14 protein-coding genes are annotated in these 14,288 nt (G+C 68.1%); 9 read left to right on the forward strand and 5 right to left on the reverse strand.

The genetic code is table 11. The features are described 5' to 3' along the window. Window positions 1–139 precede the first annotated feature (139 nt). On the reverse strand, window positions 140–1,102 hold the full coding sequence (locus tag WKC72_RS18205; protein ID WP_112300723.1) for a DoxX family protein: 963 nt from the start codon (window positions 1,100–1,102) through the stop codon (window positions 140–142). A 168-nt stretch (window positions 1,103–1,270) separates the two neighbouring features. Then, window positions 1,271–1,960 carry an MBL fold metallo-hydrolase gene (locus WKC72_RS18210; protein WP_370183786.1) on the reverse strand — a complete coding sequence of 230 codons (690 nt, stop codon included), beginning with the start codon at window positions 1,958–1,960 and terminating at the stop codon, window positions 1,271–1,273. 151 nt (window positions 1,961–2,111) lie between these two features. Between WKC72_RS18210 and uvrA the strand changes: the two genes are divergently transcribed. After that, a complete protein-coding gene (gene uvrA, locus WKC72_RS18215) occupies window positions 2,112–5,108 on the forward strand; it encodes an excinuclease ABC subunit UvrA (protein ID WP_370183788.1) in 2,997 nt (998 codons plus the stop codon). 6 nt (window positions 5,109–5,114) lie between these two features. Here the strand turns inward: uvrA and WKC72_RS18220 are convergent, their stop codons facing one another. Further along, window positions 5,115–5,861, reverse strand: a complete 747-nt coding sequence (locus WKC72_RS18220) for an alpha/beta fold hydrolase (RefSeq protein ID WP_370183793.1) — start codon at window positions 5,859–5,861, stop codon at window positions 5,115–5,117. Between the two features lie 119 nt (window positions 5,862–5,980). Between WKC72_RS18220 and WKC72_RS18225 the strand changes: the two genes are divergently transcribed. Continuing rightward, window positions 5,981–6,682, forward strand: coding sequence for a helix-turn-helix transcriptional regulator (locus WKC72_RS18225; RefSeq protein WP_370183796.1), 702 nt, complete (start codon window positions 5,981–5,983; stop codon window positions 6,680–6,682). A gap of 7 nt (window positions 6,683–6,689) precedes the next feature. Here WKC72_RS18225 and WKC72_RS18230 read toward each other — a convergent pair whose 3' ends face one another. Together WKC72_RS18230 and WKC72_RS18235 are read right to left on the reverse strand one after the other, a co-directional pair. After that, the gene (locus WKC72_RS18230; protein ID WP_128642004.1) at window positions 6,690–7,103 is read right to left on the reverse strand and encodes a DUF1801 domain-containing protein; all 414 of its coding nucleotides are present in this window, start codon (window positions 7,101–7,103) and stop codon (window positions 6,690–6,692) included. A 1-nt stretch (window position 7,104) separates the two neighbouring features. Continuing rightward, on the reverse strand, window positions 7,105–7,488 hold the full coding sequence (locus WKC72_RS18235) for a DUF1844 domain-containing protein (RefSeq protein ID WP_005247396.1): 384 nt from the start codon (window positions 7,486–7,488) through the stop codon (window positions 7,105–7,107). A gap of 377 nt (window positions 7,489–7,865) precedes the next feature. Between WKC72_RS18235 and infC the strand changes: the two genes are divergently transcribed. The 7 genes from infC (at window position 7,866) to WKC72_RS18270 (ending at window position 14,255) form a co-directional block, all read left to right on the forward strand. Beyond that, entirely contained in the window at window positions 7,866–8,522 is a 657-nt protein-coding gene (gene infC, locus WKC72_RS18240; protein ID WP_081792551.1) for a translation initiation factor IF-3, read from the forward strand. 57 nt (window positions 8,523–8,579) lie between these two features. Then, window positions 8,580–8,774 (forward strand): 50S ribosomal protein L35, encoded by a 195-nt coding sequence (gene rpmI, locus WKC72_RS18245; protein ID WP_005247390.1) that lies wholly within the window; start codon window positions 8,580–8,582, stop codon window positions 8,772–8,774. Between the two features lie 63 nt (window positions 8,775–8,837). Then, complete coding sequence (gene rplT, locus WKC72_RS18250) at window positions 8,838–9,227, forward strand: 50S ribosomal protein L20 (RefSeq protein ID WP_005247385.1); 390 nt, start codon at window positions 8,838–8,840, stop codon at window positions 9,225–9,227. Window positions 9,228–9,268: 41 nt separating this feature from the next. Next, window positions 9,269–10,078 carry a TrmH family RNA methyltransferase gene (locus WKC72_RS18255; RefSeq protein ID WP_370183801.1) on the forward strand — a complete coding sequence of 270 codons (810 nt, stop codon included), beginning with the start codon at window positions 9,269–9,271 and terminating at the stop codon, window positions 10,076–10,078. A gap of 94 nt (window positions 10,079–10,172) precedes the next feature. Next, window positions 10,173–11,258: a phenylalanine--tRNA ligase subunit alpha gene (gene pheS, locus WKC72_RS18260; protein ID WP_037237508.1), complete on the forward strand. Its 1,086-nt coding sequence runs from the start codon at window positions 10,173–10,175 to the stop codon at window positions 11,256–11,258. Window positions 11,259–11,325: 67 nt separating this feature from the next. After that, window positions 11,326–13,812: a phenylalanine--tRNA ligase subunit beta gene (gene pheT, locus WKC72_RS18265; protein ID WP_370183804.1), complete on the forward strand. Its 2,487-nt coding sequence runs from the start codon at window positions 11,326–11,328 to the stop codon at window positions 13,810–13,812. Between the two features lie 44 nt (window positions 13,813–13,856). Next, window positions 13,857–14,255: a hypothetical protein gene (locus WKC72_RS18270; RefSeq protein ID WP_128642008.1), complete on the forward strand. Its 399-nt coding sequence runs from the start codon at window positions 13,857–13,859 to the stop codon at window positions 14,253–14,255. Window positions 14,256–14,288: the final 33 nt, after the last annotated feature.

Below are 14,288 nucleotides of genomic sequence, written 5' to 3' on the forward strand. Positions count from 1 at the left end.
GGCTGCAACCGGATCGGCTGCAAAAGTGCCTGGACAGTCTAGTCGGCCCCGGAGGCGGCCCGCTGACAGTGCAGGTCAGGGGCGATCTCCGGGGCCGATCAGATCGAATATCCGGCGCCGGTCGGCGCCGCGGATCGGGTCAGTGGGACAGTTCGTCCCGCTTCGCTCGGGCCTTCTCGAGCGCGGTTTCCGCTTGCTTGCGGGCCCGCTTGCTCAGCACCTCACTGCGTTCCGCGGCGGTGCCGGCCCATTCGCCGCTCTTCTCGCGGGCGACCTCGGCCAATTCCGGGCCGCGCTCTTTGGCGACGTCGACGAGTTCCGCTCCGCGTTCCCTCGCCAGTTCGACGAGTTCCGCGCCGCGCTCCTTGGCGACCTCGGCCCACTCGGAGCCGTGTTCCTTGGCGATTTCGGCCCACTCGGAGCCGTGTTCCTTCGCGACGTCCGCCCACTCGGGGCCGCGGTCCGCCGCGACCTTCGCGAATTCGGCGCCACGGTCTTTCGCGATCTCGAGGAGCCCGGACCCGCGCTCGGCGGCCTCACCGGACAGGATGCGTGCGCGCTCCGACGCCGCAGCCAACGCCTCCGCGATCTCGGGACCGTGATGGTCGTGACCCGATCCGAGCGGCAGAGCCGCTGCCACGGCCTCCTGTGCGTGCCGGGCGGCGCGACGGCCACGCCAGCCGAGGGACGGCTTGCCCTCGGTGTCGACGGCGGCGATCAGCAGTCCGCCGAGCAGGCTGACGTTCTTGAGGAACTGAGTGCGCTGCGCCGCCTTCTTGGCGGGGTCGGTCTCGTTCCAGAAGTCGTGCCCCACAACGGTAGTGGGCACGAGGCTGCCGGCAAGCGCGAGGGACGCGAGTCGCGGCGCCTTCCCGGTGGCGAGAAGAATACCGCCGCCGATCTGCACGGCGGCGTTGATCTTGACCAACGTCTCCGGGTCGGACGGGATCTTCTGCGTGACGGACCCGGGAAGCGCCTCGGTGGACTTGTCGATCAGTGGTGCGGCGGCCTGTGCTCTCTGCGCCGGATTTCGAAGTGCATCGATCCCTCCGCTGATGAAGACTGCGGACAGCAGTGGGCGAGCGATACGACGGACAAGCATTCCTGGCCTCCCAATCTCGAGTTCTCCCGTCTCACACTAACGAGAGTTCTGGGCAGCCGTCGGCGTACGACTGAGTTGCCGAACCGACGTGCTGCCCATTCACCAGTACCCAGGGAGGCCGATCGCCAATCGCGGACCGTTCGCTGCGCAATCGGCGATCGGGTGGGGTCACCAGCCGCGCTCGCGCCACTCCCCGAGGTGGGGGCGCTCGGCCCCGAGGGTGGTGTCGTCACCGTGGCCGGGATAGACGACCGTGTCGTCGCCGTAGCGGTCGAAGAGCTTGGTTTCGACGTCGGAGAGCAGCGATGCGAACTTGCCGGCGTCGGCGGTCTTACCGACGCCGCCGGGGAAGAGGGAGTCGCCGGTGAAGAGATGGGTGCGTCCGCCGCCGGCCTCGGTGAGCGCGAGTGCGACGGAGCCGGGGGTGTGGCCGGCGAGGTGGATCACGTCGAGGGTGACGTCGCCGACGGTGACCGTGTCAGCGTCCTCGAGGAGACGGTCGGGCCGGACGGGCAGTGCGTCGGCGTCGAGCGGATGGGCGGCGGTGTCCACGCGGGTGGCGGCCGCGACGTCCTCGAGCGCCAGCCAGTGGTCGCCGTGCTGGTGTGTGGTGACGATCAGCTCGAGGGACGGAGCGTGTTCGCCGATCAGTTGGTTGACGCGGTCCGCCTCGTTGGCGGCGTCGATGAGGACGGATTTTCCGGTTGTGGAACAGACGACCAGGTACACGTTGTTGTCCATGGGGCCGACGGACATCTTCGTGATCGTGGCTCCCGGAACCGTGCGGCGCTGCGGCGCCGACCCGGGGGAGACGTGGCCGGTGTACGAGTCTTCTATCACCATGGGCTGCTCGGTCATGATGGGGAGGCTACCGTCGAATACAGGCAGGTGAGTGGCAGGGCGGCCATCCGTCCCACAGAACGTGTCGGTGCCCCGGCTTACCATGGCACGGCCAGAGGGCCCAGCGTTCATGCGTGTCCTCGGCTGTCGAACAATGAAGGGACTTGGAGTGGCGGATCGCCTTATCGTGCGGGGTGCCCGTGAGCACAATCTGCGAGGGGTCGATCTCGATCTGCCCCGCGACAGCCTGATCGTGTTCACCGGGCTGTCGGGCTCGGGCAAGTCGAGTCTGGCGTTCGACACGATCTTCGCCGAGGGCCAGCGACGCTACGTCGAGTCGCTGTCGGCGTACGCGCGCCAGTTCCTCGGTCAGATGGACAAGCCCGATGTCGACTTCATCGAAGGTCTGTCGCCTGCGGTGTCCATCGACCAGAAGTCGACCAACCGCAACCCGCGGTCGACGGTCGGCACCATCACGGAGGTCTACGACTACCTCCGTCTGCTGTACGCCCGCGCCGGCACCGCCCACTGCCCGGTGTGTGGCGAGCAGATCGCGCGGCAGACGCCGCAGCAGATCGTCGACCAGGTCCTCGACATGGAGGAAGGCACCCGCTTCCAGGTGCTCGCTCCCGTCGTGCGGACCCGCAAGGGTGAATTCGTCGACCTGTTCGACCAGCTCAACATGCAGGGCTACTCACGCGTGCGGGTCGACGGCGTGGTGCATCCGCTGTCCGATCCGCCCAAGCTCAAGAAGCAGGAGAAGCACGACATCGAGGTCGTCGTCGACCGCCTCACCGTCAAGGCCAGCTCCAAGCAGCGGCTCACCGATTCCGTCGAGACCGCGCTGCGGTTGGCGGAGGGCATCGTCGTCCTCGACTTCGTCGACCGCGAAGAGAACGCCGCAGACCGGGAACGCCGGTTCTCGGAGAAGCTCGCGTGCCCGAACGGACACGCGCTCTCCATCGACGACCTCGAACCCCGGTCGTTCTCGTTCAACTCCCCGTACGGCGCGTGCCCCGAGTGCACCGGCCTCGGCATCCGCAAGGAGGTCGACCCCGACCTCGTGGTCCCCGACCCCGAGCTGTCCCTCGAGGACGGAGCGATCGCACCGTGGTCGATGGGGCAGAGTTCCGAATACTTCGGCCGCCTGCTGTCCGGGCTCGGCGACATTCTCGGCTTCGACATGAAGACGCCGTGGAACAAGCTGCCCGCGAAGGCACGCCGCGCGATCCTGGAGGGCAGCGAGGAACAGGTCCACGTCCGATACAAGAACCGGTACGGGCGTACCCGTTCCTACTACGCCGAGTTCGAGGGCGTCATGCCGTTCCTGCACCGCCGGCTCGAGCAGACCGAGTCGGACCAGATGAAGGAACGCTACGACGGCTACATGCGAGACACCCCCTGTCCCGCGTGTGGCGGTGCGCGTCTGCGCCCCGAGATCCTGTCGGTCACGATCGCGAACGAGAAGTTCGGCATGAAGTCGATCGCCGAGGTCTGTGAACTGTCGATCTCCGATTGCGCCGACTTCCTGAACAGCCTCACGCTGGGCAGTCGCGAGGAGGCCATCGCCGGTCAGGTGCTCAAGGAGGTCCAGGCACGTCTCGGCTTCCTGCTCGACGTCGGCCTCGAATACCTGTCGCTCGCCCGCGCCGCAGGCACCCTGTCCGGCGGTGAGGCGCAGCGTATCCGCCTCGCCACCCAGATCGGCTCGGGCCTGGTGGGCGTCCTGTACGTCCTCGACGAGCCGTCGATCGGTCTGCATCAGCGCGACAACCGGCGTCTCATCGAGACCCTGACGCGTCTTCGCGACCTCGGGAACACACTCATCGTGGTCGAACACGACGAAGACACCATCCGGACGTCCGACTGGGTGGTCGACATCGGACCGCTCGCAGGCGAGCACGGAGGCAAGGTCGTCCACAGCGGGCCGTACGAGGAACTGCTCGACTGCGAGGAATCCCTCACCGGCGCGTACCTGTCGGGGCGCAGTCACATCGAGATTCCGGCCATCCGCCGACCGGTCGATCGCAAGCGGCAGGTCACGGTGATCGGCGCGCGCGAACACAACCTCGGGGGTATCGACGTCAGTTTCCCGCTGGGTGTGCTCACGTCGGTCACCGGCGTGTCCGGGTCCGGTAAGTCGACGCTCGTCAACGACATCCTCGCGACGGTGATGGCGAACAAACTCAACGGCGCCCGCCAGGTGCCGGGCCGGCACACCCGCATCAACGGGCTCGACCAGCTGGACAAGCTCGTGCAGGTCGACCAGTCGCCGATCGGCCGCACCCCGCGGTCCAATGCGGCCACCTACACCGGGGTGTTCGACAAGATCCGCACGCTGTTCGCCGCCACCACGGAGTCGAAGGTGCGCGGCTACCAGCCGGGCCGGTTCTCGTTCAACGTCAAGGGCGGCCGGTGCGAGGCCTGCTCGGGCGACGGCACGCTGAAGATCGAGATGAACTTCCTGCCCGACGTGTACGTGCCGTGCGAGGTCTGCCACGGCGCCCGGTATAACCGCGAGACTCTCGAGGTCCACTACAAGGGCAAGACCATCGCCGAGGTCCTGGACATGCCGATCGAGGAGGCCGCGGAGTTCTTCGAGCCCATCACCTCGATCCACCGCTACCTCAAGACCCTGGTCGAGGTCGGACTCGGGTACGTGCGGCTCGGTCAGCCCGCGCCCACCCTGTCCGGTGGTGAGGCGCAGCGCGTGAAACTCGCCGCCGAACTGCAGAAACGTTCGACCGGCCGCACGGTGTACATCCTCGACGAGCCCACGACGGGTCTGCACTTCGAGGACATCCGCAAGCTGCTCGGTGTCGTCAACGGGTTGGTCGACAAGGGCAACACGGTGATCGTGATCGAGCACAACCTCGACGTGATCAAGACCTCCGACTGGGTGGTCGACATGGGGCCCGAGGGCGGGTCCGGCGGTGGAACCGTCGTCGCGCAGGGCACCCCGGAGGAGGTGGCGCAGGTTCCGGAGAGTTACACGGGTCGGTTCCTGGAAAACGTCCTCGAGGTGCCGGCGCCTCCCGCTGCGGCGAAATCTAAGGCGGCCAAGTCGTCGGCGACACGGAAGTCCGCTTCGCCGAAGAAGACCGCCGCGGCCGCCACGGCGACACCGCGCAAGCGGGCGCCGAAGAAGGCCGCGGCAGTCAGCTGAGTTCGGTCAGTCCCTCGCGGCCGCGTCGATCGCGGTCGCGAGGTCTGCGGGCCGCGACCACATCGGCCAGTGACCGGTCGGCAGATCGACGTACTCGACCTTCGCGATCTGCGCGAGTTCGGCGGCCATCGGATGGCCCGCGCCTGCCATCTGCTGAATGACCTCCGACGGGAAGCTGGTGCAGATCACCGTGGTCGGCACGTCCAGCCGGCCGCTGTCGCGGAGTTCGAGCCTGTCCCTCGCGGGCCCGGCCGGTTCGGGCACTGCGCGGTTACGGAACGTCTCGAGCACGACGTCGTCGAGTCCGTCGAGACTGCTGCCGTCGGCCTCGAGTTCGGACCACGACGGAAGCGGGATCTCGGCGACCGAAGGATCGAGATCCTCACGGAGTGCGGTGCCGTTCTGCAGTGGTCCCGAGTCGACGTAGACGATGCGGGCCAGTCGGCCGTGCACCCGATCGCTCGCCGCGTAGGCCACCGGTCCCGCACCGCTGTGCGCGACGAGCACAATCCGCTCCGACGACGGTGTGTTCGCGACGACGTCAGCGATTGCGGAGATGTGATCGTCCAGTCGGATGCCGGCGCGGTCGCTGTCCGCGGAGCCGAGTCCGGGCAACGTCACCGCGGTGACGTGGTGTCCTCGCCGGACCAGGTCGGAAGCCACTGCCTCCCAAGCCCATGCGCCGAGCCAGAATCCGGGAGCCAGGATGATGTGAGTGTCTGTGCTGTCGTGTGCTTCGCTTGTCTGGGTCATGAGACAAGAGTGAACCCGTAACGGTGACATCTGCGTGTCACCGTATGTGTCACAGTCGCATAACGGAATCGGTCGGTCAGAATCGGGACTTTGCCGGGGTCGTTCGGCAGACTGCCCTCATGGACCGCGCCGCTCGCCTCCACGCCCTGACCGAAGAACTGCGCCGTGCGGGTGACCGGGGCCGGACCGCGGAGCAGTTGGCGGCGCAGTTCGAGGTGACCACCCGGACGATCAAGCGGGACATCGCCGTGCTGCAGTCCTCGGGTGCCCCGATCTGGGCCGCTGCCGGGCCGGGTGGGGGATACGGGATCATCGGGAACGGCACGTTGCCGCCCGTGAATTTCACGCCCGCGCAAGCGGTCTCGGTGGCCCTGGCCCTCACGGCGTTTCGCGATGCGCCGTTCGCGACCGACGGCCGCGCCGCGCTGGCCAAGCTGCTCGACGTGATGGATGCCGAGTCGAGGGAGCGGGTGCACCGACTCGGCGCGAAGGTGTGGATCCGGCGAGACGACGACACGGCGAGCGCGGAACCACGCATCCGCCGCGTCGTCGAAGACGCAGTGCAGCGCGAACTGCTGGTGTCGCTCCGATATGTGGACCGGGACGGTGAGCGCACCGACCGCGTCGTCGAACCGCACCTTCTCGCTCACACGAGGGGATCGTGGTTCCTCGTCGCGTGGTGCCTGAGCCGCGCGGGTGTGCGGTGGTTCCGGCTGGACCGGGTGTCCGACGCCACCCTCACCGGCCGGTCGTTCGTCCCGCGCGATCCGAGTCTCTTCGGCGAACCGCCGGCCGACGCGCGCAGCGTGTTCGAGCACTGAGATTCGATCAGAGCGCGCGGGCGGCGGCCACGGATCGGTTCAGCAACGAGACGAGAACCGACTCGTCGACGTCGGCGAGCTTCTTGACGTACAGGCAGCCCTTGCCGAGTGTGTGCTTGCCGAGCGCGGCGAGTTCGGCCTCGTGCTCGGAAAAGTCGAGCGAGAGGTACAGGGTGAGTGCCGCGGCCCGGGGCGAGAAGCCGATCAGTGCGGTATCGCCCTCGTGTCCGCTGGCATACCTGTAGTGGCGCGAGCCGAACCCGACGATGCTGGTGCCCCACATCGCGGCGGGCTCCCCGCTCGCGGCGGTGAGCAGTTCCACCAGGCGTGTGCTGTCGGCGCGCTTGACCGGGTCGGCGATCGTGGCGAGGAACTCGTCGACGTCGGCGGGCGTCTGCGCGGTCTTGTTGCGGCTCGCCATGTCAGTACACGGGGCCGGTGTACTTCTCGCCCGGACCCTTGCCCGGTTCGTCCGGGTGCGAGGACGCTTCGCGGAAGGCGCGCTGCAGCGCCTGGAGGCCTTCCCGGATCGGTCCCGCGTGCGGTCCGAGGTACTCGATGGACGCGGTTACCAGGCCGGCGAGGGCGGTGATGACCCGGCGGGCCTCGTCGAGGTCGCGGTGGGGGCTGGAGTCGGGGTCGGCGTCGGAGAGGCCGAGTTTCTCGGCTGCCGAACTCATGAGCATGACCGCGGCGCGGCTGATGACCTCGACCGAGGGAACGTCGGCCAGTTCCCGGACGTCGGTATTCTGGTCACCGCCGGTCAAGGTGCCGTCGTTCGGGGTGTCATCGATGTTGTCCGTCATGCCTTAGAGGATTCCACCAGCGTCCGCCGGCGCAACGTCCCGGTATCGATTAGCTCACGACGTGCGCAAATGTTACTCTTGACCCAACGACCGCCTTCGGATTTGTCGGGGGCAGCAAGTGGAGTCCGACTCCCACCTCTGCGCGGCAGGTAAAACTGCAGTTCAGTGGTCCGGTCGCTCGGTCCGAGGTTACTCGGTTCGAGTTCCTCGAGTGTGAGGAGATGAGGGATCGGCGTGAGCCGTGAGTTCGTCTGATCGGTCGACATCGGGCCCCGCATGGTGAGAGTCATTCACCGCAGCGGGGCTTTTTTGTTGGGAATCCGGGCGTACGGGCTGCTGGCGGTCTCGAGACAAGACCGTTCAACCTAGGAGGCCCCATCAGCACTGAGACCCGCATCAACGATCGCATCCGAGTTCCCGAGGTCCGCCTCGTCGGACCCGGAGGTGAACAGGTTGGCATCGTGCGTGTTGAAGATGCACTCCGCTTGGCCCTCGAGGCCGATCTCGACCTGGTCGAGGTGGCCCCCGACGCTCGCCCGCCGGTCTGCAAGATCATGGACTACGGCAAGTTCAAGTACGAGGCCGCGCAGAAGGCGCGTGAGTCGCGCAAGAACCAGCAGCTCACGGTCATCAAGGAGCAGAAGCTCCGCCCCAAGATCGACGATCACGACTACGAGACGAAGAAGCGCAACGTCGTGCGCTTCCTCGAAGCCGGATCCAAGGTCAAGGTCACGATCATGTTCCGCGGACGTGAGCAGTCGCGTCCGGAGCTCGGATTCCGGCTGCTGCAGCGTCTCGGTGCAGACGTCGCGGATCTCGGGTTCGTGGAGACGTCCGCCAAGCAGGACGGTCGAAACATGACGATGGTGCTCGCTCCGCACAAGGGCGCGAAGACCCGTGTGAAGGCGCAGGAAAGCGCCGCCGCGCCGCCGGCGCAGCGTGCAACTCCCGCGCCGGCCGCACCGGCACAGGCTCCGGCGACACCTGCGGAGCAGGCGGGCGACAGTGCGCCCGGCGAAGCGCCGACCAGCTAGTCCGACTACACCAGCACGACCCGGATCACGGTCCGGATACAGAGAACTGAGGACTCCATGCCCAAGTCGAAGACCCACAGCGGCACCGCGAAGCGATTCAAGGTGTCCGGCAGCGGAAAGATCCTGCGCCAGAAGGCCGGTCGCCGCCACCTGCTCGAGCACAAGGCCACGAAGGTGACCCGTCGCCTCGATGGCGTGGCAGTCGTCAGCAAGGCTGACACTCCTCGCATCAAGCGCCTGCTCGACATCTGAGTCGACACCCTTTTACTGACCACCCGGGGCAGCTCACCGCCCCAAGATTGACAGGATTTTTCAGTGGCACGCGTAAAGAGGGCGGTAAACGCCCAGAAGAAGCGTCGTTCGATTCTCGAAGCCTCCAGCGGCTACCGCGGACAGCGCTCGCGCCTGTACCGCAAGGCGAAGGAACAGCAGCTCCACTCGCTGACCTACGCCTACCGTGACCGCCGCGCGCGCAAGGGCGACTTCCGCAAGCTGTGGATCACGCGTATCAACGCTGCTGCACGGGCGAACGACATCACGTACAACCGCCTGATCCAGGGTCTGCGTCTGGCCGAGATCGAGGTCGACCGCAAGAACCTCGCCGAGCTGGCCGTTTCCGACGCGGCGGCATTCGCCGGCCTCGTGGCCCTCGCCAAGGCGGCGCTCCCGGCCGACGTGAACGCTCCGGCCGGAGAAGCAGCCTGAGTCTCGCAGCACCCCGGCCTTCAGAGCCTCGGAAACGACCCGTGGACCCGCTCACCGAGCGCACCCCACGGGTCGTTTCTGCTGTCAAGCTGCTCCGCACCGCGGAACGCCGCAAGGTCGGGCGCTTCCTGGTGGAGGGCGAGAACTCCGTCGGCGAGGCACTCGGCACCCGCCCCGTGCACGACCTCTTCTACACCGAGAATGCGGAGCAGCGGTACTCGACACTGATCGACCGGGCGCATTCTGCCGGCGTCCGCACGTCGCTGGTGACGGACCGTGCGGTTCGAGCGCTCAGCGACACGGTGACCCCGCCGGGTCTCGTCGCGGTGTGCGACCTCCTCGACGTTCCGCTGGCGGAGGCGATAGGCCCCGGAACTCGTTTGCTCGCGGTTCCGGTCGCGGTCGCGGAGCCCGGCAACGCGGGCACCGTCATCCGGGTAGCCGACGCGGTGGGCGCGGACGCGGCGATTCTCGCGGGCGACAGCGTCGACCCGCACAACGGCAAATGCGTCCGTGCGTCCGCCGGAAGCCTCTTCCACCTCCCGGTGGTGCGTGAGCGGGACACCGCGGCGGTCCTCGACAGCATCAGCGCGGCGGGGATTCAGTTGCTCGCCACGGCGGCCGACGGCGAAGTCGATCTGGACGATGTCGACGAGCTGCTGGCCCGCCCCACGGCGTGGCTGTTCGGCAACGAGGCCCACGGCCTCGACGCAGCGACCTCGGCGCGAGCCGATCACCGGGTGCGGATTCCGATCCACGGCCGAGCCGAGAGCCTCAACCTGGCGACGGCGGCGTCGATCTGCCTGTACTCGAGCGCGCGGGTCCAGAACCGCAAGCGAACCGACAGCTGAAACAGCGAAAATCGGATCGCATAGGATTTGACGGCGAGCTGTTTCGGTTTCGTCGAGAGTGTTGACTGAAAGAACTTAAGGAGTGGCACCGGTCGTGGCTAAAAAAGAGGGCGCTGCCTCCACGGGGGTCGAAGGCGGCGCGGTCGATGCGAGTGCGCTCACCGAAGACGCTCTGACTGCGGCAGCCGAGAGCGCGGAAAAGGCGTTCGCGTCGGCGGCGGATCTCGACGACCTGGCGAAGGTCAAGGTCGAGCACATGGGTGACAGGTCGCCGATCGCCCTCGCCCGCCGCGGACTCGGAGCCCTGCCGGGCAAGGAGAAAGCCGACGCAGGCAAGCGCGTGAACGTCGCCCGCACCCGGATCAGTGCGGCGTTCGACGAGCGCCGCGCCGTCCTGCTCGCCGAGCGCGACGCGGCCGTCCTCGTGGCCGAGGCCATCGACGTGACGCTGCCGTCGCAGCGTCAGCCGGTGGGAGCCCGCCACCCGATCAGCATCATCTCCGAGCAGGTCGAGGACGTGTTCGTCGCGATGGGCTGGGAGGTCGCCGAGGGACCGGAGGTGGAGACCGAGCACTTCAACTTCGATGCCCTGAACTTCCTGCCCGATCACCCCGCGCGGACCATGCAGGACACGTTCCACATCGCACCGGAGGGCTCGCGCCAGGTGCTCCGCACGCACACGTCGCCGGTTCAGGTGCGCACGATGCTTTCCCGCGAGGTGCCGATCTACGTGGTGTGCCCGGGGCGGACGTTCCGTACCGACGAACTCGACGCGACCCACACCCCGGTGTTCTCTCAGGTGGAGGGACTCGCCGTCGACAAGGGCCTCACCATGGCCCACCTGCGCGGCACGCTCGACGCGTTCGCCCGCGCACTGTTCGGTCCCGAGACTCGCACCCGGATGCGCCCGAACTACTTCCCGTTCACGGAACCGTCCGCGGAGGTCGACGTCTGGTTCCCGAACAAGAAGGGCGGCGCGGGCTGGGTCGAGTGGGGCGGCTGCGGAATGGTCAACCCGAATGTGCTGCGCGCCTCCGGAATCGATCCCGACGTGTACACCGGGTTCGCGTTCGGCATGGGGCTCGAGCGCACACTCCAGTTCCGGAACGGGATCCCGGACATGCGCGACATCGTCGAGGGCGACGTGCGTTTCACGCTGCCCTTCGGTGTCCAGGGCTGACCCCGCGTCACCCGAATCCCGTCCACCACAGTCACGACATTTTCACGAACGAGAGAGCTGAGCAGACGTGCGAGTAGCGCAATCCTGGCTGACCGAGATCCTGCAGCGTGCCACCCCGGACTGGGACGTCACCGCCGAGGAACTCGACGCAGGTTTCGTCCGGGTCGGGCTCGAGGTCGAGGAAGTCGACCGGCTCGAGCCCGTCGACGGCCCCCTCGTGGTCGGCAAGGTTCTCGAGATCACCGAGCTCACCGAGTTCAAGAAGCCGATCCGCTTCTGCAAGGTGGATGTGGGGGCGGCCGAGCCGCAGGGCATCGTGTGCGGCGCCCGGAACTTCGCCGAAGGCGACCTCGTGGTGGTCGCACTCCCCGGCGCAGTCCTTCCCGGTGGTTTCGCCATCGCGTCCCGCAAGACGTACGGGCAGGTCTCCGACGGGATGATCTGCTCGGTGGCCGAACTCGGCATCGGCAAGGACCACTCGGGCATCCTCGTCCTCGAGCCGGGCACCGCGCTCCCCGGCGCGGACGCCAACGAGTTGATGGGCCTGCACGACACCGTCATCGAACTCAACATCACCCCGGACCGCGGCTACTGCTTCTCCGTCCGCGGGCTCACCCGTGAACTGGCGTGCGGGTTCGACCTCGACTTCGCCGACCCGGCGTCGGTGGCGCCGTACCCGGCGGAGGGGGAGGCGTGGCCGATCCGCGTCGAACCGGAGTCGAAGGCGACGCGCTTCGCCGCCCGCCGGGTGACGGGTATCGATCCGAAAGCGGTCAGCCCGTGGTGGCTGCAGCGCCGGTTGCTGCTGTCGGGGGTCCGCCCGATCTCGCCGGCCGTCGACGTCACCAATTACGTTCTGCTCGAACTGGGCCAGCCGTTGCACGCGTTCGATGCCGCGAAGATCAGCGGCGAACTCGTCGTGCGCCGCGCGGTGGCAGGGGAGAAGCTGACGACGCTCGACGAGACCGAGCGCGTCCTCGACCCCGAGGACGTCGTGATCGCCGACGATTCGGGCGTCGTGTCGCTGGCCGGGATCATGGGTGGCGCGTCCACCGAGGTCGGGTCGGAAACCACCGACATCCTGCTCGAGGCGGCCACATGGGATCCGCTTGCGGTGTTCAAGACCGCGCGCAGGCACAAGCTGTCGAGCGAGGCCGGCAAGCGTTTCGAGCGCGTGGTCGACCCCGAGATCCCGGTCGCGGCACTGGACCGGGCGGCCGCGCTGCTCGTCGACATCGCCGGCGGGCGGGTCGAGCCGGCGCTCACCGACATCGGTGAGGTCACCCCGCACGAGCCCATCCACATGGACATCGACCTCCCCGACCGCGTGGCGGGGGTCGACTACCCCAACGGCACCGCTGCGCGCCGGCTGACGCAGATCGGCTGCAACGTCGAGGTCGGGGTCAGCGACAGCGGCCACGGCCAGCTCGTTGCCGGCCCGCCGTCGTGGCGGCCCGACCTGGTGCAGCCTGCCGACCTGGTGGAGGAGGTGCTGCGCCTCGAGGGGCTCGAGAAGATTCCGTCGGTGCTGCCCGCAGCCCCCGCGGGTCGTGGGCTGACTCCTGCACAGCGCCGCAAACGCGCCGTCGGCCGTGCACTGGCGTTCTCGGGATACGTCGAGATCCTTCCCCCCGTCTTCCTGCCCACCGCGATCTTCGACACGTGGGGGCTCGGACCCGAGGATCCGCGCAGGAACACCAGCACGGTGCTCAACCCGCTCGAATCGGATCGGCCGGAACTGGCCACCACGTTGCTGCCCGGACTTCTCGAGGTCCTCGCCCGCAACGTCTCCCGCGGTCAGCGCGACCTGTCGCTGTTCGGTATCGCGCAGGTCGTGTTGCCGGGCGCCGACACCAAGCCGGTCGAGGCGCTGCCGGTGGACCGGCGCCCGACCGACGAACAGATCACGGCACTGCTCCAGTCATTGCCGGACCAGCCGGTGCACGTGGCGGCGGTCCTCACGGGGCAGCGTGAGCCGAGCGGTCCGTGGGGCGCGGGCCGCGCAGCGGACGCCACCGACGCGTTCGCCGCCGCCCGGACGGTCGCTGCCGCGGCCGGGGTCGAGGTCGAATTCCGCGCGACGCAGTACCTGCCGTGGCACCCGGGGCGCGGCGCGGAGCTGATCGTGGACGGTGTCGTCGTCGGACATGCGGGCGAGTTGCATCCCGCCGTGCTCGAGCGCGCCGGGCTTCCCCCGCGGACGAGTGCCGTCGAGATCGATCTGGATGCCCTGCCGCTGGTGGAGAACCTGCCCGCGCCGAAGGTCTCGCCCTTCCCCGCGGTCCTCCAGGACGTGGCGGTCGTGGTCGACACCGCGGTACCCGCCGCCGAGGTCCAGGCCGCTCTGCGGTCGGGTGGAGGGGAGCTCCTCGAGGACATCCGGCTGTTCGACGTGTTCGAAGGTGAGCAGGTTGGGGAGGGCCGGAAGTCGCTGGCGTTCGCACTGCGATTCCGAGGCGTCGACCGCACCCTGACCGAGGACGAGGCAAGCGCCGCCCGCGACGCCGCCGTGGCCGCGGCGTCCGCTGCCGTGGGTGCCGAACTGCGCAGCTGAGCCGTAGCCTGGGTGGAGGGCCCGGGACGGTGAGGAGCAGTGCGATGACCGAAGTGCGCGACGTCGTGGCGGCGGCGAGTCAGTTGACCGACGCCGAGTTCCTCGAGGTCGTGCGTGCGGTGGCCGCAGGTCGTCCGGGCCTCGGGGCGTTGCTCGCGGCGGTGGACGTGGGGGCGGCGATCCCGGCCGAGGATCCGGTGACCGCGGAGGTTGTGCCGCACATCGCGCCCGGGGTGCCCGAGCCGGACTACACGCCGGGTGGTGTTCCGACGTTCGACCGCGTACGTGAGCGGATCGAGGGACGGTTCGGGACAGCGATGGGCTCCTCCGAACTCGCGCACGACAGCCCCTCGGGGCAGTCGCTCGACGAGGCGTGGGAGAAGCGGGAGAAGGCGGGAAAGGCCAAACTCGACGAGATTCGGCGGTCGCTCGGCAAGCAGTGACCACGGATTCCGTCCCGCCGAGAGACCGCGGTG

Source organism: Rhodococcus wratislaviensis, from assembly GCF_041228765.1.
Classification (GTDB): domain Bacteria; phylum Actinomycetota; class Actinomycetes; order Mycobacteriales; family Mycobacteriaceae; genus Rhodococcus_F; species Rhodococcus_F wratislaviensis.